A 19,123-nucleotide genomic window follows, 5' to 3' on the forward strand; every position below is an offset into this window, starting at 1 on the left:
TGTTTTGACTAGCACGAGCAATCGCTTTAAACCTTCATCAATGCGACATAAATTTACGGTTAATCGCCGCTTAATTTGTGGGTCTTTGCGACGGTGTGTAAAATGGCCACCCTTTTGCTACCGCTAAGCTGGCGTACGTTCAGCGCGGAAAGCAGGTGGTTGAATTAAAAAGAAATTTGCCCCTTTTTGGGGCAGCCTGGTGAGAAAGTGTCTATGAAAGCAGGTCTGTACCACCCCGATGAATTCAAGGATAACTGTGGTTTCGGCCTGATAGCCCATATGCAGGGCGAACCCAGTCATACCCTATTGCAAACCGCCATTGAGGCCCTGACCTGCATGACCCACCGCGGTGGGATCAACGCAGACGGCAAGACCGGTGACGGTTGTGGCCTGCTGATTCAAAAGCCCGATCAGTTCTTGCGTGCAGTCGCCAAAGAACAGTTCGGCACTGATTTGCCCAAGCAATATGCGGTCGGCATGGTGTTTTTTAACCAGGACCCGATCAAGGCCGAAGCGGCCCGCGCCCACATGAACCGCGAAATCCTCGCGGCGGGCCTGCAATTGGTGGGCTGGCGCAAAGTCCCGATTGATACCAGCGTGCTGGGTCGTCTGGCGCTGGAGCGTCTGCCACAAATCGAGCAAGTGTTCATCGCAGGCGACGGCCTCAGCGATCAGGACATGGCGATCAAACTGTTCAGCGCCCGTCGCCGTTCCTCGGTGGCCAACGCAGCGGACACCGATCACTACATCTGCAGCTTTTCTCACAAGACCATTATCTATAAAGGCCTGATGATGCCGGCGGACTTGACCGCCTTCTATCCAGACCTGAGTGACGAGCGCCTGCAAACTGCCATCTGCGTGTTCCACCAGCGCTTCTCCACCAACACCCTGCCGAAATGGCCGCTGGCTCAGCCATTCCGCTTTCTCGCCCACAACGGCGAGATCAACACCATTACTGGCAACCGCAACTGGGCGCAGGCCCGTCGCACCAAGTTTGCCAATGACCTGATCGGCGACCTCGACGAGCTCGGCCCGCTGGTTAACCGCGTGGGTTCTGACTCCTCCAGCATGGACAACATGCTTGAGTTGATGGTCACCGGCGGCATTGACCTGTTCCGTGGCGTGCGCATGTTGATTCCACCGGCATGGCAGAACGTTGAAACCATGGACCCCGACCTGCGGGCGTTCTATGAATACAACTCCATGCACATGGAGCCGTGGGACGGCCCGGCGGGCGTGGTAATGACCGACGGTCGTTACGCGGTCTGCCTGCTCGACCGTAACGGCCTGCGCCCGGCGCGCTGGGTCACGACCACCAACGGCTACATCACCATCGCCTCCGAAATCGGCGTGTGGGATTACAAGCCTGAAGACGTGATCGCCAAAGGCCGCGTTGGCCCTGGGCAAATCCTTGCGATCGATACCGAGACCGGCCAGGTGCTGGACACCGACTCCATCGACAACCGCTTGAAGTCGCGCCACCCCTACAAACAGTGGCTGCGCAAGAATGCCCTGCGCATTCAGGCCACCATTGAAGACAACGACCACGGGTCTGCGTTTTACGACGTCGATCAGCTCAAGCAATACATGAAGATGTACCAGGTCACGTTCGAAGAGCGCGATCAGGTGCTGCGCCCACTGGGCGAACAAGGCTATGAGGCCGTGGGCTCGATGGGTGACGACACGCCAATGGCCGTGCTGTCCCAGCGTGTGCGCACGCCGTACGACTACTTCCGCCAGCAGTTCGCGCAGGTTACCAACCCGCCGATCGACCCGCTGCGTGAAGCCATCGTCATGTCGCTGGAAATCTGCCTCGGCGCCGAGCGCAACATCTTCCAGGAATCGCCGGAGCACGCCTCGCGCGTCATCCTCAGTTCGCCTGTGATCTCGCCCGCCAAATGGCGTTCGCTGATGAACCTCGACCTGCCGGGCTTTGAGCGTCAGATCATCGACCTCAACTACGACCAGTCGATCGGCCTTGAAGCCGCTGTGCGCAACATCGCCGACCAGGCCGAAGAAGCCGCGCGTGCGGGCCATAGCCAGATCGTCTTGACCGACCGTCATATCGCGCCGGGCAAGCTGCCGGTCCACGCCTCGCTGGCCGTGGGCGCTGTGCACCACCGCCTGACCGAAAAAGGCCTGCGCTGCGACAGCAACATCCTGGTCGAAACCGCGACCGCTCGCGACCCGCATCACTTTGCCGTGCTGATCGGCTTCGGCGCCTCGGCGGTGTACCCGTTCCTGGCCTACGAAGTGCTGGGCGACTTGATCCGTACCGGCGAAGTGCTGGGCGACCTGTACGAAGTGTTCAAAAACTACCGTAAAGGCATCACCAAAGGCCTGCTCAAGATCCTCTCGAAGATGGGCATCTCGACCATCGCGTCCTACCGCGGTGCGCAACTGTTCGAAGCCATTGGCCTGTCCGAAGAAGTCTGCAACCTGAGCTTCCGTGGTGTGCCAAGCCGCATCAAGGGCGCGCGTTTTGTCGACCTTGAAGCCGAGCAAAAACTGCTCGCCGCTGAAGCCTGGAGCCCGCGCAAAGCCATCCAGCAAGGCGGTCTGCTCAAGTACGTACACGGTGGCGAGTATCACGCCTACAACCCGGACGTGGTCGCCACCCTGCAAGCGGCTGTGCAACAGGGCGACTACAGCAAGTTCAAGGAATACACCGCCCTGGTCGACAAACGCCCGGTGTCGATGATCCGCGATCTGTTCCAGGTCAAAACCCTCGACACGCCATTGGCCATCGACGAGATCGAACCGCTGGACTCGATCCTCAAGCGTTTTGACTCGGCCGGTATCTCGCTCGGCGCCTTGTCGCCAGAAGCGCACGAAGCCCTGGCTGAAGCCATGAACCGCTTGGGCGCCCGCTCCAACTCCGGTGAAGGCGGTGAAGACCCGGCGCGTTACGGCACCATCAAAAGCTCGAAAATCAAACAAGTGGCCACCGGCCGTTTTGGCGTCACGCCGGAATACCTGGTCAACGCTGAAGTGCTGCAAATCAAGGTTGCTCAAGGCGCCAAGCCGGGTGAGGGCGGGCAACTGCCAGGCGGCAAGGTCAACGGCCTGATCGCCAAGCTGCGTTATGCCGTGCCCGGCGTGACCCTGATTTCGCCACCGCCTCACCACGACATCTACTCCATTGAAGACTTGTCGCAGCTGATCTTTGACCTCAAGCAGGTCAACCCTAAAGCGCTGGTCTCGGTGAAGCTGGTAGCTGAAGCGGGTGTAGGCACCATCGCCGCTGGCGTGGCCAAGGCGTATGCCGACCTGATCACCATCTCCGGCTACGACGGCGGTACCGGTGCATCGCCGCTGACCTCGATCAAATACGCGGGTGCGCCGTGGGAACTGGGCCTGGCGGAAACCCACCAGACCCTGCGCGGCAACGACCTGCGTGGCAAAGTGCGGGTGCAGACCGACGGCGGCCTGAAAACCGGCCTCGACGTGATCAAGGCGGCGATCCTGGGCGCTGAAAGCTTCGGCTTCGGCACCGCGCCAATGATCGCGCTGGGCTGCAAATACCTGCGTATTTGCCACCTCAACAACTGCGCGACCGGTGTGGCCACACAGAACGAATCGCTGCGTAAAAACCACTACATCGGCACCGTCGACATGGTGGTCAACTTTTTCACCTACGTGGCCGAAGAAACCCGCGAGTGGCTGGCCAAGCTGGGCGTGCGCAGCCTTGAAGAGCTGATCGGGCGTACCGACCTGCTGGACATCCTGCCGGGCGAAACCGCCAAGCAGCACAACCTCGACCTCACGCCGTTGCTGGGCAGCGACCACATCCCGGCTGACAAGCCGCAGTTCTGCCAGGTTGACCGCAACCCGCCGTTCGACCAAGGCCTGCTGGCCGAGCAGATGCTCGACATGGCCCGCTCGGCGATCAACGACCTGAGCGGTGCCGAGTTCGACCTCGACATCTGCAACTGCGACCGTTCGATTGGTGCACGGATCTCGGGTGAAATCGCCCGCGCTCATGGCAACCAGGGCATGGCCAAGGCGCCGATCACGTTCCGCTTCAAAGGCACTGCCGGTCAGAGCTTTGGTGTGTGGAACGCCGGTGGTTTGAACCTGTACCTGCAAGGCGACGCCAACGACTACGTGGGCAAAGGCATGACCGGCGGCAAGCTGGTGATCGTGCCGCCTGCGGGCAGCGTCTACAAAACTCAGGACAGCGCCATTGTCGGCAACACCTGCCTGTACGGCGCCACCGGCGGCAAGCTGTTTGCCGCAGGCACCGCAGGCGAGCGTTTCGCCGTGCGTAACTCCGGTGCCCACACTGTAGTGGAAGGCACGGGCGACCACTGCTGCGAATACATGACGGGCGGCTTTGTCTGCGTATTGGGCAAAACCGGTTACAACTTCGGCTCAGGCATGACCGGCGGTTTCGCCTACGTGCTGGATCAGGACAACACGTTTGTCGACAAGGTGAACCACGAGTTGGTGGAGATCCAGCGTATCAGCGGCGAAGCGATGGAAGCCTATCGCAACCACCTGCAACACGTACTGGACGAATACGTTGAGGAAACCAACAGCGAGTGGGGCCGTAATCTCGCGGAAAACCTCGATGATTACCTGCGTCGTTTCTGGATGGTCAAGCCTAAGGCTGCCAGCTTGAAAACGTTGCTTTCCAGCATCCGTGCCAACCCGCAGTGATATGCGCCTGAAGAGTGTGATGAGGTTTTAACAATGGCTGAACGTCTGAGTAACGACTTCCAGTTCATCGATGTCGGGCGCAAAGATCCGAAGAAGAAACTGTTACGTCAACGCAAAAAAGAGTTCGTGGAAATCTACGAACCCTTCAAACCCCAGCAGTCGGCCGACCAGGCCCACCGCTGCCTGGGGTGCGGTAACCCGTACTGTGAATGGAAATGCCCTGTGCATAACTTCATTCCCAACTGGCTCAAGCTGGTGGCCGAGGGCAACATCCTCGCCGCCGCTGAACTGTCGCACCAAACCAACACCCTGCCCGAAGTGTGTGGCCGGGTGTGCCCGCAAGACCGTCTGTGCGAGGGCGCTTGCACCCTCAACGACGGTTTTGGCGCGGTGACCATCGGTTCGGTCGAGAAGTACATCACTGACACCGCCTTCGCCATGGGCTGGCGCCCGGACATGTCCAAAGTGGTGCCGACCGGCAAACGCGTGGCAATCATCGGCGCCGGGCCTGCGGGCCTGGGCTGCGCTGACGTGCTGGTGCGTGGCGGGGTGACCCCGGTGGTCTTCGACAAGAACCCGGAAATCGGCGGTCTGCTGACCTTCGGTATCCCGGAGTTCAAGCTGGAGAAAACCGTACTGAGCAATCGCCGCGAAGTCTTCACCGGCATGGGTATCGAGTTCCGCCTCAATACCGAAATCGGCAAAGACATCAGCATGGAAGAACTGCTGGCCGATTACGACGCGGTCTTCATGGGCATGGGCACCTACACCTACATGAAAGGTGGTTTTGCCGGTGAAGACTTGCCGGGCGTGCACGACGCGCTGGACTTCCTGATTGCCAACGTCAACCGCAACCTGGGCTTTGAAAAGTCGCCGGAAGATTTCGTCGACATGAAAGGCAAAAAGGTCGTGGTGCTGGGCGGTGGTGACACCGCTATGGACTGCAACCGGACCTCGATCCGCCAGGGCGCCAAATCGGTGACCTGTGCGTACCGTCGTGACGAAGCCAACATGCCCGGTTCGCGCAAAGAGGTTAAAAACGCCAAGGAAGAAGGCGTGAAATTCCTCTACAACCGTCAACCGATTGCGATTGTCGGTGACGGCAAAGTTGAAGGCGTGAAAGTGGTCGAGACCCGTCTCGGCGAGCCGGACGCCCGCGGCCGTCGCAGCCCTGAGCCGATTCCGGGTTCTGAAGAGATCATCCCGGCAGACGCCGTGATCATCGCGTTCGGCTTCCGCCCGAGTCCGGCGCCGTGGTTTGAGCAGTTCGACATCGCCACCGACAGCCAGGGCCGAGTGATTGCGCCTGAGCAGTCGCAGTTCAAGCACCAGACCAGCCACCCGAAGATCTTTGCCGGTGGCGACATGGTGCGCGGTTCTGACCTGGTGGTGACGGCGATCTTTGAAGGCCGCACCGCGGCAGAAGGGATCATGGACTACCTGGGCGTTTAACCAAAATCCTGTAGGAGCGAGCTTGCCTCGCGATCTTTTGATCGTTTAAAAGATCGCGAGACAAGCTCGCTCCTACAGCAAACAGTGCATCACCCCCGCGTCAAATCGCCCCGATAGATAAAAGGCACGGCTCTTGCCGTGCCTTTTGCGTCTGTCTCTGAGAAAATGCCCCCACTTTTTTTCCGGATGCAGACATGACTGATCTCAAGAATGACCGTTTCCTTCGCGCTTTGCTCAAGCAACCCGTAGACGTAACGCCTGTCTGGATGATGCGTCAGGCCGGCCGCTACTTGCCGGAATACCGCGCCAGCCGCGCCAAGGCCGGTGACTTCATGAGCCTGTGCAAGAATGCTGAATTCGCCTGTGAAGTCACGCTGCAGCCTCTGGACCGCTTCCCTCAGCTGGACGCGGCCATCCTGTTTTCCGACATCCTGACCATCCCTGATGCCATGGGCCAAGGCCTGTATTTTGAAACCGGCGAAGGCCCGCGCTTCAAAAAGGTCGTCAGCACCCTGGCCGATATCGAAGCCTTGCCGATCCCGGATCCGCAAAAAGACCTCGGCTACGTGATGAACGCGGTCAGCACCATCCGCCGCGAACTCAACGGCCGTGTGCCATTGATCGGTTTCTCGGGCAGCCCGTGGACGCTGGCCACTTACATGGTCGAAGGCGGTTCGTCCAAAGACTTCCGCAAAACCAAAGCCATGCTCTACGACACGCCGCAGGCCATGCACTTGCTGCTCGACAAGTTGGCGCAGTCGGTCACTTCGTACCTCAACGGCCAGATCCTCGCGGGCGCGCAAGCGGTGCAGATTTTCGACACCTGGGGCGGCAACCTGTCGTCCGCGGCGTATCAAGAGTTCTCGCTGGCTTACATGCGCAAAATCGTCAGCGGGCTGATCCGCGAGCACGAAGGCCGCAAAGTGCCGGTGATCCTGTTCACCAAAAATGGCGGCCTGTGGCTGGAAAGCATTGCTGATGCCGGCGCCGATGCGCTGGGCCTGGACTGGACCTGCGACCTGGGCGAAGCCCGCCGCCGCGTGGGCAATAAAGTGGCCCTGCAAGGCAACATGGACCCCACCGTGCTGTACGCGAACCCCGAGGCCATCCGCACCGAGGTTAAACGCATTCTCGCCAGTTACGGCAATGGTTCGGGCCACGTGTTTAATTTGGGCCACGGTATTACCCCGGAAGTGAAGCCTGAACACGCCGGGGCGTTTATCAGCGCCGTGCATGAGTTCTCGGGGCAATACCACGAGTAAGTGCAGTTTTTGGAAGTGATCCTCGCTAAAACGCCCGGTTAATGCCGGGCGTTTTTTTATGCGTGAAAACAAAATAATTCAGATTTTACTTATATATATTTGGGAATAGTCCTACATATAAAATAATCAGAATAAGTAAAATTTCCCACCCTGATTTCGGGCGGCCATGAATTATTTAAACCTTTCAGGCTGTCGTGTAGGAAGTTTCTTAGTTTTTTGTAGTTGCCCGTGGTAGGGCTCTCTCTGTCATATCTCGTTGTTTATATCGCGGTGCGTTTAACAGAGAGCGCGTGTATTTATCTTTTGAATTAAAAATAGAATGAGGGTCATATGGCTATTGCACTTTCAACGTCGCGAAATTTGATGCTGTGCGCATCATCCTTAACGCTGATGGCTACCCTGTTTACGGCTCAACAAGCAGCCGCCCACGGTTACATGAACTCCCCGCCATCGCGGGCTTATGCGTGCCAGCAAGGGCTGAACATCGATTGCGGTCAGGCCCAGTATGAGCCACAGACTGTCGGCGAAGCCCCTAAGGGGTTTCCTGAGTTCGGCCCGGCCGATGGCAAGATCGCAAGCGGTGGCCATTCCAGCTTCGCGGCACTGGACGCCCAGTCTGCCAACCGCTGGCACCTGACTGAAATCAAGGACCACAACATCGAGTTCAGCTGGTTCTACACCGCTGCCCATAAAAGCACGCGCTGGCAGTATTTCATCACCAAAGCTGGCTGGAACCCCAACTTGCCGATCTCCCGCGACAGCTTTGAGCTGACGCCGTTCTGCCAGGTTGAAGGTGGCGGTGGCGTGCCTATTGATGGCCCTGCGGGCGGTACAGGCCAGGCCAAAGACAAACACAGCTGCTCGATCCCGTCAGACCGCAGCGGTCACAACATTATTCTGGGTGTCTGGACGGTTGATGACACCGCGGCATCGTTCTATGACGTCGTGGATGTCAATATCACTGCGCAAAGCGCAGACCCGGATGGCTGGAAAAACGTCGGTTCGATCTCGCAAACCCAAACACTGCAGCCAGGTGACTCGGTCAAGGCACGTGCCTTTACCGGCAGTTCCGAGAGCGATGAATACAGCTTCGGCGTCACCATTGAGAAGCCAGAAGAAGGCCAGCCGGCCAACTGGTCCTACAAATTGGCAGAAACCGTTAACGCGGCGAACAAGCCTTTGGTACGTGCAGGCGTGCGTAATGAAAACGGTGACATTGAGCCGATCAAAGGCGCAAACACCCTTTACGTGAAGCCCGAGAGCGGCGTTACCCGCTACGAGATGCAGACCGTGATGGTGCCAGATCCGGGTGCCTACCTGCACCTGCATGATGTGGCGCCGGAGTACGTGCTGGACAAAGGCAAGGGCACTGTTGGCTTTACGGTAATGACCAACAAAAATGTCACGCTGGAAGCCACGGTGTTCAACGCCACCCACAAACAGGTGGGCTACACCAAGCAAACCGTCAGCGCCACTACCTCGCCGGTCAGCATTGCGGTGATCAGCGCGCCGGGCGAGCACTCCTTGAAGCTCATTGCGACCAGCCAGGATGGTCGTGAGAACTTCCAGGACCTCAAGTCGATCGACCTGACCGGCGAAGGCGGTGCTCAGGAATATGACTTCGTGTTCCCTGAAGGCATTGCCGGTTACAAGGCGGGCACGTTGGTGCTTCAACCTAAAAACGACAAAGTCTATGAGTGCCGACCGCTTCAGAATGCGGGCTTCTGCGTTCAATACAAACCAAGTGCCAATGGTTTCGAACCAGGCATTGGTGCGAGCTGGAACATGGCGTGGACTGAGAAGTAACACGCGGTGATGACGGCCGGATCGTTAATCGCGATCCGGCCACGTTTACTTTTGACGTGATGGCGAAAAGCACAAGAGGTATATGGCTATTAACAGTGGTGAGCTTACCAATGAAACTTCCTACACAACAGTGCAGAAATGGCTGCATGGTATTTCTGCGTTGATTATCGTGTGGTTGATGTTTTCAGGTTTTTATATCGCGTTGGGGCCAGTGTCAGACACATTTAAAAGTGCCATCAGCGCGTTTAATGTATCCACGGGTGCAGTATTTATTCCTTTGTTTTTATTCAGGATGTATGTGTCGTTCGGCAAATGCTGTTCAGGGCTGATCACGTCAAAAAGCTTTGTTCAGTGCTTGGCTTTTTTTGTACACGCAATGATGTACTTGGCGACAGCGATCATTTTGATCTCGGGAGTCCTGATGATGGATCGAGATATCAATATATTCGGTTTTTTTTCGATTCCCTCTTTGATCGATAACTCGGCGCATCTTGAAGGGTTCGCCTCTATTCATGACGTGGCCTGTCTGGGTCTGACTCTGTTGTTCATCCTGCATGTAGCGGCAGTGATCAAGCACCAGTGGGTGGGGCAGTCGGTCATCAAACGTATGTTCTCTTGATTTCGCAACGAGGCTGCTTGGCTGTGTTGCGGGCATTGCAGGCACACCGATGAAAAGATTTTGAACAGGCTCGATGGCGCTCTGAACCGCTATTTCCCGGTCTTGCTGGGCGCGCTTTTACTGGGTATACCGCTGGGTTACGGCACCTATTTAGCCTGGCAAGAGTGGTTATACCGCCAGGCACTGGCCGTGCCGGTTATTGCCCCGGCTCGCCCGGCGCCCGCGCCTGCGCTTGAGCCTTTTCAGCCAGAGGCCATCGCCAGCGTGCTGGGCCTTGCGCCTGAAGGCGCATTGGCACACAGCGCCGAGCCGCTGGAGCTGCGAGCCAGTCTTGTGTCCAGCCATGGCGCGTCGCAGGCGTTGTTGGCGGGCAGCCAGCAAGTACGCTTTTACCGCGTCGGTGAACGGCTACCGGGGGGCAGCGTGTTGCGGCGGGTCGAGGTGTCGCATGTGGTGTTGTGGCGCAACAACCGCGAAGAGCGCCTGCTGCTCAAGCCGCCCAGTCGCCATGTTTTACCCGCCAGCCAAACGCCCGCCACACCGGCCCAGGCAACCTCCCTTTATCTGCGGCCCCTTGCCGAACAACCTTAGAGAAGCATCATGACCAGGCCCAACGTGTTCGGCATCGGCCGTCTTTTACTGTGTAGCGTTGTGCTCAGCACCGCGCTAGTGCAAAGCGAGGCGCTGGCCGATGAACCGTATTGGCAATTGGCAATGAAAGACGCCGAGCTGCGCGAAATCGTGCAGGAAATGTCATCGGTACTGGGCGCCACCATCGTGCTCGACCCTCGGGTGCAGGGCCGCATCACTGTCATGTCTGAAGCGCCGCTGGACCGTGAAGGGGTGCGCGAGCTGTTTTACGCGGTACTGGATGCCCACGGTTTTGCCGTGGTCGATCAAGGTGATCGTTTATTGATCATTCCCGCCGCTGAGGCCAAAGCCCGCGCGGGCAACCCGGATGGCTCCGATCAGGCCTTTGTCACCCAGGTCATCGAACTTAATGCCAGCGTCGCGGCTGACGTGGCGGGGCTGCTGCGGCCCTTGGTATCGACCAACGGGTATGTCGGGCCTTCGGCGTCGGCCAATGCGTTGATCATTACTGACACCGCCTCCAATACCCGGCGTATTGCCGAGCTGGTTCGCCAACTGGATGGCGGCACGCGGCATGACTATTCGGTGGTCGAGTTGCGCCATGCGCAGGCCAGTGATGTGGCCAAGGTCATGCAGCAGTCGCTGGGCAAAAAAGCTGAAGGGCCGAGCAGCCAGGTGATTGCCGATGCGTCGGCCAACCGGCTGGTCATTCTGGGCAACAAGCCGGTGCGTGAACGCTTGAGCAAACTGGCGCACTCGCTGGACACAAAGCCGACGCAACAGTCCGAAAACTCACGGGTCATTCGTCTTCGCCACAGTGATGCCAAGCAATTGGCCGAGGTGCTCGAAACCGTTGCTCAGGGAATGCAACAAGACACCGCGCTGGCCGGTGCCACGCAAAAGGCTTCGACAAGCGAGGTCATGGTGGCCGCCGATGAAGGCCAAAATGCGTTGGTGATCATGGCCGATCCGGCGAAAGTGCGTAGCCTGGAAAGCATCGTGCGCCAGCTCGATCAGCCGCGCTCGCAGGTGTTGATCCATGCTGCCATCGTCGAGATATCCGGCGACATTGTGAACACCCTGGGCGTGCAATGGGGTGTGAACAGCGGCAGCGCTCAGGGTGGGATCACCTTTCCGGGCACCAATATCCAGGTCGGCGCATTGGCGGGGCCCAATCCTGCGCTGCCCGAAGGGGCTGTGCTGCAACTGGGCGGTGACCGCTTCAATGCGTTGATCTCGGCGCTGGCCAGTGACACCAACAACAACATATTGTCGACGCCAAGCTTATTAACGCTGGATAACCAGGAGGCAAGTATTTTAGTGGGGCAAAACGTGCCCTTGAAGTCCTCTACTCAGAACAGCTCTGGCAACAACGACAACCCCTTCACCACATTTACCCGTCAAGACATCGGCATCAGCCTCAAAATCAAGCCGCACATCAACGAAGGTTCATTGTTGCGCCTTGAAGTCGAGCAGGAAAACTCCGAGTTGGCCCCTTCGCTGCAAGGCGTGGACTCAACGGATCTGATCACCAACAAGCGCACCCTGAAAAGCACCATCCTGGCTGAAGATGGTGAAATCATCGTCATCGGCGGTTTGATCAAAGACAGCGTACGCACCCAGGTCAGCGGCGTGCCGTTGCTGCGCGACATTCCCTATTTGGGCGCGTTGTTTCGCTGGAGCAGAGACGAGCACACCAAAACCAACCTGATGGTCTTTGTGCGCCCGACCATTGTGCGCAGCAAGCACGATATCCGTGAGATCAGCGAAGACCGATACAACGCATTGCGAAATCTCAGCCAACCGTCGTCCAAAGACACTAACTCGCTGCTGCTGCCCAGCGACCCGCACCAGATGTTTGACGGTAACCTGCAAGACCCGAATACCGTCGACCTGCGCCGTCCCAAAGCTGCCCGCCCATGAGCCTGCCGCCAGTGCGCTTGCCCTACAGCTTTGCCCGGCGTTTCGGGGTGCTGCTGGACACCTCGACCCAGCCTGCAAGCCTGCTGATACGCAGCGACACGCCGCTGACCGTGCTGGCCGAAGTGCAGCGCTGGGCGGGTGTAGACGTGCAACTGCAACGGCTGCCGGATGCACTGTTCAGCGAGCGTCTGACCCTCAGCTACAGCGCCGGGCAAAGCGCGGCCGAGCAAGTGGCGCAAGGGCTCGACAGCGAACTCGACCTGATGAGCGTGGCCGAGCAAGTGCCGCAAACCGCCGACCTGCTGGAGCAGGAGGGTGATGCGCCGATCATTCGTTTGATCAACGCGCTGCTGCGTGAAGCCATGCGCGAGAAAGCCTCGGATGTGCACCTGGAAACCTTCGAGCATTACCTGTCGGTGCGCATGCGCATCGATGGCCAACTGCGCGAAGTGCTGCGGCCAAAGCGTGAGCTGGCGAACTTGCTGGTGTCGCGGATCAAAGTCATGGCGCGCCTCGACATCGCTGAAAAGCGCGTGCCGCAAGACGGCCGCATCAGCCTTCGATTGGCCGGGCATGAAGTCGATGTGCGCGTCTCGACTTTGCCTTCTGCCCATGGCGAGCGCGTGGTGATGCGCCTGCTCGACAAACAGGCCGGGCGCCTCGACCTGCAATGCCTGGGTATGCCCGCAGCCACCCTGAGCCGCTTTGAACACATCCTGGCCCGGCCCCACGGAATTTTTCTGGTGACCGGGCCTACCGGCTCGGGCAAAACCACCAGCCTGTATGCTGCGCTCAGCCACCTCAACGCGCCGACCCGCAACATCCTGACCGTCGAAGACCCGGTGGAATACCACCTGCCCGGCATCGGCCAGACCCCGGTCAACAGCAAAGCCAACATGACGTTCGCCCGTGGTTTGCGGGCGATTTTGCGCCAGGATCCGGACGTGGTCATGGTCGGCGAAATCCGTGACCACGAAACCGCAGACATCGCCGTACAAGCCTCGCTCACCGGGCATCTGGTGCTGTCGACCCTGCACACCAACAGCGCGGTGGGTGCGGTCACCCGCCTGGTCGACATGGGGGTCGATGCCTACTTGCTGGCGTCCTCGCTGGTCGGCGTGCTGGCCCAGCGCTTGCTGCGCACCCTGTGCGCCGACTGCAAAACCCCGTATCGCGCCGACCCGCAGCAATGCCAGCGCCTGGGGCTCGATCCACAGGTTGGCGTCACCTTGTACCAGCCGCAGGGTTGCCGCCATTGCCAGCAGGGTTATCGCGGGCGCACCGGGATTTACGAACTGGTCGGCATCACCCCGGCACTGGCCGAACTGATCCATCAAGGAGCCAGCGAGCCGGACCTTATACGCGTGGCACGCGAGCATGCCCCCAGCTTGTTTCAAGACGGCCAGCGCCTGGTGCTCCAAGGCCTGACCAGTTTTGACGAACTGCTGCGCGTGACCCTGGAGGACTGAGCATGCCGACCTTTGACTACCGGGCGCAGGACGCCAACGGGCGCAACTGCCGAGGCCAGCAAGAGGCCGACAATGCACGACATGCGCGGCAGTTATTGCGCGAGCGCGGTTTGCGCCCGAGCCAGTTGAGCGAAGTCACAACACACCGTGCGGCGCGTTCGCGGGGGCGGCTTGGCGTTACGGATCTGGCCCTTGTCACGCGGCAACTGTCGACCTTGATCCATGCCGGTTTACCCCTCGAAGAAGCCCTGGGCGCGGTAGCGGCGCAGAGTGCCAAGCGCCACGTCAGCAGCGTATTGCTCGCCGTGCGTAACCGCGTTACCGAAGGCCATGCCTTGGCGACGGCGCTGTCAGCATTTCCCCGTGCCTTCCCGGAACTGTTTTGCGCCACCGTGGCGGCGGGCGAGCGCAGCGGCCACTTGGGCCATGTACTCGAACAGCTCGCTGACTACACCGAAGCCCGTCATGCCTCGCGCCAGAAGATCCAGCTGGCGCTGGTGTACCCGCTGATTCTGTTGATTGCCTCGTTCGCCATCGTCGGCTTTCTGCTGGGCTATGTGGTACCGGACGTGGTCAAGATTTTTGTGAACAGTGGCCAGCCGTTGCCCGTGCTGACCCAGGCGATGATCGCCCTGAGCACGGGGTTGCGTGACTACGGCTGGTTGCTGTTGCTGCTGGTACTCGCCGCCCTGGGTGCGGCGCGTTGGGCGTTGCTGCAACCGGCCTTGAAACTGCGTTGGCATGCGCTGCTGCTCAATGTGCCCATGGTCGGCGGGGTGCTGCGCGCCATGGAGGCGGCGCGTTTTGCCAGCACCTTGTCGATCCTGGGCAAAAGCGCCGTGCCGCTGGTGGATGCCCTGGAAATCTCGGCCACGGTGATCGCCAACCTCGCCATCCGCCACCGCATGCTCGATGTCGCCCGCACCGTGCGTGAAGGCGCCACGCTGGCCCGTGGCCTGGAACGCAGCGGCGACATCCCGCCGATGATGCTGCACCTGATTGCCAGCGGCGAACGTGCGGGTGAACTGGACAGCATGCTGGCGCGGGCCGCCGAACAGCAGGAAAAACCCCTCGCAGCACGCATTGCGCTGGTGGTGAGTTTGTTTGAACCGATCATGTTGGTGCTGATGGGCGGCGTGGTTTTGCTGATCGTCATGGCCATCTTGTTGCCGATCCTTAGCCTCAATCAACTGGTGAATTGACCGATGAATACCCTTCGTACATCAACTCAACGTGGCTTTACCCTGATTGAAATCATGGTGGTGGTGGTCATCATCGGCGTGCTGGGTGCCATTGTCGTGCCGCAGTTCATGAGCCGCCCTGACCAGGCCAAAGTCACCGCGGCGCGCACCGACATCCAGGCCATCAGCACCGCCCTGGAAATGTACCGCCTCGACACCTTCAACTACCCCTCGACCCAGCAAGGCCTTGAAGCCTTGGTGACTCGCCCTGCGGGCACGCCGCTGGCGAGAAACTGGAACCCGCAGGGTTACCTCAAAAGCCTGCCGGTCGACCCTTGGGGCACGCCGTACCAATACCTCAACCCCGGCAGCCACTCGGCCGGGTATGACCTGTTTTCCTTTGGCGCAGACGGTGTGCAGGGCGGCGAAGGCTTTGCCACAGACATTGGCAACTGGAGCAACTGAGGCATGCGCGATTCATCGCTGGGTTTCACCCTGATCGAACTGATGGTGGTGATTGTCATGATTGGCGTGCTGGTCTCAATGGTGCACATCAGCCAGGGTGACAAACGCGCCCGCGATGCGCGGCAAGAAGCGCAGGTCATGCTCGCCCTGATGCAGGGCTTGCGCGAAAAGGCCGTGCTGGCAGGCCGTTGAAGCGCCAGTGAAATTACCCCCCGGTGTGCTGCTGACCCTGGTGCTGGAAGGGCGTGTACACAGCCTTGTCGCAGGCGATCAAACCCCTCATTTGCTGTGGCTCAGCAGTGATGAAAACACCCCCTTTGCTTTGCACTTTGAGAGCCCGCCGCTGCGCTGGCAGAGCCTCTACAGCGATGGCCTTGGCAACCCGCTGCTCGAAGCGTCCGAGGTCACGGATGCGCACTGAAAAAGGCTTTACCTTGCTGGAAGTGATGATCGCCCTGGCCATTTTCGCGACTCTGGCGGCGGCGGTCATGTCGGCCAGCCAATACGTCTTGGGGCAAAGCGCCCGGGTTGAAGCCCGGCTGCTGGCGGGCTGGTTGGCAGACAACCACCTGAGTGAACTGCATTTGCAAAGCGCCACCCTGGCCATGGGTTCAAAAACGCTCAACCCGCGTTTTGCCCAACGCGAGTGGCGCCTGTTTCAACACATCGCCAGCGAGCCCGACACAGGCCTGTTACGCGTGGAACTGAGCGTCAGCCCGGCGGGCAGTGATCAGGCATTGCTCAGCGTGACGTACTGGCTGGCGCGCAACCATGACTAAACCGCAAGCGGGCTTCACCTTGCTCGAACTGGTGATCGCCATCGCCATTTTTGCCTTGCTGGGCGTGGCCTGCTGGCGGCTGTTTGACGGCGTGCTGCGCGCTGAACGCAGCAGTAGCGCCCACGAGCAAACCCTGCGCGGCTTGCAGCGCGCGGTGGCGCTGATCGAGCGCGATATGTTGCACCTGCACACCTCGGCCAAGGCGCCGGGGCTGGCGCTGTATCCTAACCAGCTCAACGTGCGCCGCGCCAACTGGCGCAACCCGCTGGGCCAGCCGCGCAGCGAACTGCAAGACGTCAGTTACACACTGGAAAACGGCGAGCTTTGGCGCTACAGCCAGGGGCTGGAAGGCGGCGCACTGCAAAAGCAAAAACTGCTCACTGACGTGCGCGATCTGCGCTGGCGGCTGTACGACCCCGCCTTGGGGTGGCGCACCGATTGGCCCACTGGCAAAGCGGCCCCCAAGGGAACGCCGCTAGCCCTGGAGTTGCAGTTTTCGGCGGGGCGATTTGAGCAGCTTCGCCGCGTGATGTTGCTACCGGAGGGCCAATGATGCGCAAGGGGCAGCAAGGCATTGCACTGCTCACCGTGCTGCTGGTGATGAGCCTTGCGCTGCTGGTGACTGCCGGCATGTTGCGCAGCCACCGCCTGGCCTTGCACAGCAGCGCTCAGCAGCTCCATCAACTGCAATTGCGCCAGTCGGCGTTTGCCGGGGAGGCCTGGGGGCGAGAGCGTTTACACACGTTGCTGGCAGACCCGAAGTTGCCCGTTGCTGCAGGCCAGGCCTGGGCCCAAAGTCGGCCCGAATGGCTGATCGACAACGGCCACATTGAGGTAGACATCGAAGACTTGGCCGCCCGTTTCAACGTCAGCGCCTTGCTCACTCAAGGTGCTGTCGACGAGGTGCTGAAACAACGTTGGTTGCGCCTGCAAACTCAACTCGATCTGCCACCCATAGACGCCAGCGCGCTGCAAGGTCTGAACCTGAGCGACATCAGCCAATTGCGCAGCGTGCCGGGTGTCGACGCCCGCTGGTACACGCGCATGCAACCCTGGATCGCCCTGCTGGATAAAGACGCAACACTCAACATCAACACCGCCTCCGTCACGTTGCTCGCTACCCTCGAAGGCGTGACACCGGCCATGGCCCGTCGCTCAGTGAGCGAGCGCCCGTTGCAGGGGTACGCCAGCGTTGAGGACTTCACCTTCACCCCGGCGCTGATCGGCCTGGGGCTTCAGGCGACAGGGCTGGGCACCACCAGCCGCTGGTTTCGCATTACCACCCACGTGCGTGTGGGGCAAAGCCGTTTACGCCTTGAAAGCGATATGGCCCGCGACCTCAAAACCGGCCGATGGCACCTTCTCCAGCGGCGCCTTTTGGCGCCTGAACACAGTGAACCTTCTTGATGAACAGCCGGCTTTATCTCAGCGCTCACAGCGATACGCGGGTCTACCTGTGGCACGGCGAAAAAACCGCACACGAAACCTCACTGAACGAGGCCGCCGAGGTATTGGGCGCGCACGATGTGCAGCTGATTCTGCCAATGGAAATGTGCAGTTGGCTGCTGACCGAACCCTGGCCGGGCAGGCGCCGACCCAGCGCTCAGGCCCTGGCCTTTGCGGTCGAGGATCAACTGGCGGACGACCTTGATGAACTGCACATCGCCGTCGGCCCCCTGGATGCGCAACGGCGTTATCCGTTGCTGGTGATTAACCGTCAGCGCTTCAAAAATGTCTTGGCGCAGTTGCAGGCCCGTGGGTTGAACATCGCCAGCGTGTACGTGGATGCCGACCTGTTGCCCCGTGAGCAACCGAGCATCGCGTGGTGGGACGGGCGCTGGCTGGCGGGCGGCGCGCTGGACTTGCGCCTTGCGTTAACCCCTCAGGCGCTGGAGGCCCTGAAAGACGGGCCGCTCGGTACGGCGGTTGAACACACGTTTGATCTGGGTAGCGTGCCGCTTGGCGCCATCAACCTGCTGCAAGGCGAGTACCGGCGCACGTCGCAGCGGCTGCCGTGGCGGGGTGTCAGTGTGGCTGCCTTGCTCATCGTTGCCATGGCCGTGGGGGCGAGTCACCTGCGCAGCAGCTTTGTTGAGAGTGAAGCGGAGCGCCTTTATGCCCAAAGTGAACAGCGTTTTAAAGCGTTGTACCCGGAGCACACCCGCATCGTCGATTTGTCTGCGCAGCTCAACGCCCTGCAACAACAAGGCGCGGCCCGGCAAAACGGGCACATGGCGCGCTTGCTTCAGCTAACCCAGCACGTGATCGGTGCCAGCAGCGTGGACGTGCAACGCATGGAATGGCGCGCCACGGTCGGCTGGACCTTAACCATCACCGCCAACAGCTTTGCCGAGCTTGAACACCTGCGCGAGCGCGGCCTGCAAAGCGCACTGCCGATCACCTTGGGCAACGCCAGCCAGCAGGGCAACCGGGTGCAAGCTTTACTCACCCTGGAGGACGTTTTATGAAGGCCCGTGTGCGTGAGCGCTGGCGGCAACTGCCTCGCCGTGACCGCCAACTGTGCGGTGTGCTCGCGGTGTTCTTGTCGATGGTGTTTGGTTTTTATGGGCTTTGGCAGCCCGCGCAGCAGCGACTGGCAGCGGCTCAAACGCTGTATGCCCAGCGCGTTGCTCAGGCGGTGGAGGTGCAGCGAGCGCAGCCCACGCGCGCGACCCGCGTTTACACGCAACCGTTGAGCAGCCGCCTCAGCGAAAGCGCCGCGAGTGCGGGGCTTCAGGTGCAGCAGTTTGACGTGGACACCCAACGGATACGCATCAGCCTGAGCGGCAATGCCATGGCGGTGCTCGAGTGGCTTAACCGCATCGAACAAGAAGGGGCCGAGTTCGAGAACCTGAGCCTGGAAAAAAGCGCTCAGGTGCTGCAGGTGCAGCTACAGATCAGCAACCCATAACCA

17 protein-coding genes are annotated in these 19,123 nt (G+C 60.0%); all 17 read left to right on the forward strand.

What is annotated here, in order from left to right:
- Window positions 1-213: 213 nt before the first annotated feature.
- The 17 genes from gltB (at window position 214) to gspM (ending at window position 19,120) form a co-directional block, all read left to right on the forward strand.
- A complete protein-coding gene (gene gltB, locus GHO32_RS03020) occupies window positions 214-4,662 on the forward strand; it encodes a glutamate synthase large subunit (RefSeq protein ID WP_153335333.1) in 4,449 nt (1,482 codons plus the stop codon).
- A 33-nt stretch (window positions 4,663-4,695) separates the two neighbouring features.
- Window positions 4,696-6,114 carry an FAD-dependent oxidoreductase gene (locus GHO32_RS03025; protein WP_153335334.1) on the forward strand — a complete coding sequence of 473 codons (1,419 nt, stop codon included), beginning with the start codon at window positions 4,696-4,698 and terminating at the stop codon, window positions 6,112-6,114.
- A 194-nt stretch (window positions 6,115-6,308) separates the two neighbouring features.
- Window positions 6,309-7,376, forward strand: a complete 1,068-nt coding sequence (hemE, locus tag GHO32_RS03030) for a uroporphyrinogen decarboxylase (protein WP_153335335.1) — start codon at window positions 6,309-6,311, stop codon at window positions 7,374-7,376.
- A 390-nt stretch (window positions 7,377-7,766) separates the two neighbouring features.
- The gene (gene gbpA / locus GHO32_RS03035; RefSeq protein WP_256665525.1) at window positions 7,767-9,182 is read left to right on the forward strand and encodes an N-acetylglucosamine-binding protein GbpA; all 1,416 of its coding nucleotides are present in this window, start codon (window positions 7,767-7,769) and stop codon (window positions 9,180-9,182) included.
- An 82-nt stretch (window positions 9,183-9,264) separates the two neighbouring features.
- The gene (locus GHO32_RS03040) at window positions 9,265-9,801 is read left to right on the forward strand and encodes a cytochrome b (protein ID WP_153335337.1); all 537 of its coding nucleotides are present in this window, start codon (window positions 9,265-9,267) and stop codon (window positions 9,799-9,801) included.
- 60 nt (window positions 9,802-9,861) lie between these two features.
- Entirely contained in the window at window positions 9,862-10,392 is a 531-nt protein-coding gene (locus GHO32_RS03045) for a type II secretion system protein N (RefSeq protein ID WP_256665526.1), read from the forward strand.
- A gap of 9 nt (window positions 10,393-10,401) precedes the next feature.
- Window positions 10,402-12,315 (forward strand): type II secretion system secretin GspD, encoded by a 1,914-nt coding sequence (gene gspD / locus GHO32_RS03050; protein ID WP_153338214.1) that lies wholly within the window; start codon window positions 10,402-10,404, stop codon window positions 12,313-12,315.
- Window positions 12,312-13,784 carry a type II secretion system ATPase GspE gene (gene gspE, locus GHO32_RS03055; RefSeq protein WP_153335339.1) on the forward strand — a complete coding sequence of 491 codons (1,473 nt, stop codon included), beginning with the start codon at window positions 12,312-12,314 and terminating at the stop codon, window positions 13,782-13,784. The genes gspD and gspE overlap by 4 nt, the downstream gene beginning before the upstream one ends.
- 2 nt (window positions 13,785-13,786) lie before the next feature.
- Window positions 13,787-14,986: a type II secretion system inner membrane protein GspF gene (gspF, locus tag GHO32_RS03060; RefSeq protein WP_153442764.1), complete on the forward strand. Its 1,200-nt coding sequence runs from the start codon at window positions 13,787-13,789 to the stop codon at window positions 14,984-14,986.
- A 3-nt stretch (window positions 14,987-14,989) separates the two neighbouring features.
- Complete coding sequence (gene gspG, locus GHO32_RS03065; RefSeq protein WP_153335341.1) at window positions 14,990-15,430, forward strand: type II secretion system major pseudopilin GspG; 441 nt, start codon at window positions 14,990-14,992, stop codon at window positions 15,428-15,430.
- Window positions 15,431-15,433: 3 nt separating this feature from the next.
- Window positions 15,434-15,622, forward strand: a complete 189-nt coding sequence (locus GHO32_RS03070) for a prepilin-type N-terminal cleavage/methylation domain-containing protein (RefSeq protein ID WP_153442766.1) — start codon at window positions 15,434-15,436, stop codon at window positions 15,620-15,622.
- A gap of 7 nt (window positions 15,623-15,629) precedes the next feature.
- Entirely contained in the window at window positions 15,630-15,851 is a 222-nt protein-coding gene (locus tag GHO32_RS03075) for a hypothetical protein (RefSeq protein ID WP_153442768.1), read from the forward strand.
- Window positions 15,841-16,209 (forward strand): type II secretion system minor pseudopilin GspI, encoded by a 369-nt coding sequence (gspI, locus tag GHO32_RS03080; RefSeq protein WP_153335343.1) that lies wholly within the window; start codon window positions 15,841-15,843, stop codon window positions 16,207-16,209. Before GHO32_RS03075 ends, gspI begins: the two co-directional genes overlap by 11 nt.
- A complete protein-coding gene (locus GHO32_RS03085; RefSeq protein WP_153335344.1) occupies window positions 16,202-16,762 on the forward strand; it encodes a type II secretion system protein GspJ in 561 nt (186 codons plus the stop codon). Before gspI ends, GHO32_RS03085 begins: the two co-directional genes overlap by 8 nt.
- On the forward strand, window positions 16,759-17,616 hold the full coding sequence (locus GHO32_RS03090; protein WP_256665527.1) for a type II secretion system protein GspK: 858 nt from the start codon (window positions 16,759-16,761) through the stop codon (window positions 17,614-17,616). Before GHO32_RS03085 ends, GHO32_RS03090 begins: the two co-directional genes overlap by 4 nt.
- Window positions 17,616-18,677, forward strand: coding sequence for a type II secretion system protein GspL (gspL, locus tag GHO32_RS03095; protein ID WP_153335345.1), 1,062 nt, complete (start codon window positions 17,616-17,618; stop codon window positions 18,675-18,677). Before GHO32_RS03090 ends, gspL begins: the two co-directional genes overlap by 1 nt.
- Window positions 18,674-19,120, forward strand: a complete 447-nt coding sequence (gene gspM / locus GHO32_RS03100; RefSeq protein ID WP_153335346.1) for a type II secretion system protein GspM — start codon at window positions 18,674-18,676, stop codon at window positions 19,118-19,120. Before gspL ends, gspM begins: the two co-directional genes overlap by 4 nt.
- Window positions 19,121-19,123 lie beyond the last annotated feature (3 nt).

Origin of the sequence: Pseudomonas sp. FSL R10-2189 (genome assembly GCF_009600325.1) — a bacterium.
Classification (GTDB): Bacteria; Pseudomonadota; Gammaproteobacteria; order Pseudomonadales; family Pseudomonadaceae; genus Aquipseudomonas; species Aquipseudomonas helleri.

Bases quoted from the DNA above. Each gene is read 5' to 3' on its own strand.
- GHO32_RS03085 (WP_153335344.1), top strand. From the start codon at position 16,202: ATGACTAAACCGCAAGCGGGCTTCACCTTGCTCGAACTGGTGATCGCC.
- GHO32_RS03040 (WP_153335337.1), top strand. From the start codon at position 9,265: ATGGCTATTAACAGTGGTGAGCTTACCAATGAAACTTCCTACACAACA.
- gspI (WP_153335343.1), top strand. From the start codon at position 15,841: ATGCGCACTGAAAAAGGCTTTACCTTGCTGGAAGTGATGATCGCCCTG.
- gspM (WP_153335346.1), top strand. From the start codon at position 18,674: ATGAAGGCCCGTGTGCGTGAGCGCTGGCGGCAACTGCCTCGCCGTGAC.
- gspD (WP_153338214.1), top strand. From the start codon at position 10,402: ATGACCAGGCCCAACGTGTTCGGCATCGGCCGTCTTTTACTGTGTAGC.
- hemE (WP_153335335.1), top strand. From the start codon at position 6,309: ATGACTGATCTCAAGAATGACCGTTTCCTTCGCGCTTTGCTCAAGCAA.
- GHO32_RS03090 (WP_256665527.1), top strand. From the start codon at position 16,759: ATGATGCGCAAGGGGCAGCAAGGCATTGCACTGCTCACCGTGCTGCTG.
- gspF (WP_153442764.1), top strand. From the start codon at position 13,787: ATGCCGACCTTTGACTACCGGGCGCAGGACGCCAACGGGCGCAACTGC.
- gltB (WP_153335333.1), top strand. From the start codon at position 214: ATGAAAGCAGGTCTGTACCACCCCGATGAATTCAAGGATAACTGTGGT.
- GHO32_RS03025 (WP_153335334.1), top strand. From the start codon at position 4,696: ATGGCTGAACGTCTGAGTAACGACTTCCAGTTCATCGATGTCGGGCGC.
- gspL (WP_153335345.1), top strand. From the start codon at position 17,616: ATGAACAGCCGGCTTTATCTCAGCGCTCACAGCGATACGCGGGTCTAC.
- GHO32_RS03070 (WP_153442766.1), top strand. From the start codon at position 15,434: ATGCGCGATTCATCGCTGGGTTTCACCCTGATCGAACTGATGGTGGTG.
- gspG (WP_153335341.1), top strand. From the start codon at position 14,990: ATGAATACCCTTCGTACATCAACTCAACGTGGCTTTACCCTGATTGAA.
- gspE (WP_153335339.1), top strand. From the start codon at position 12,312: ATGAGCCTGCCGCCAGTGCGCTTGCCCTACAGCTTTGCCCGGCGTTTC.
- gbpA (WP_256665525.1), top strand. From the start codon at position 7,767: ATGGCTACCCTGTTTACGGCTCAACAAGCAGCCGCCCACGGTTACATG.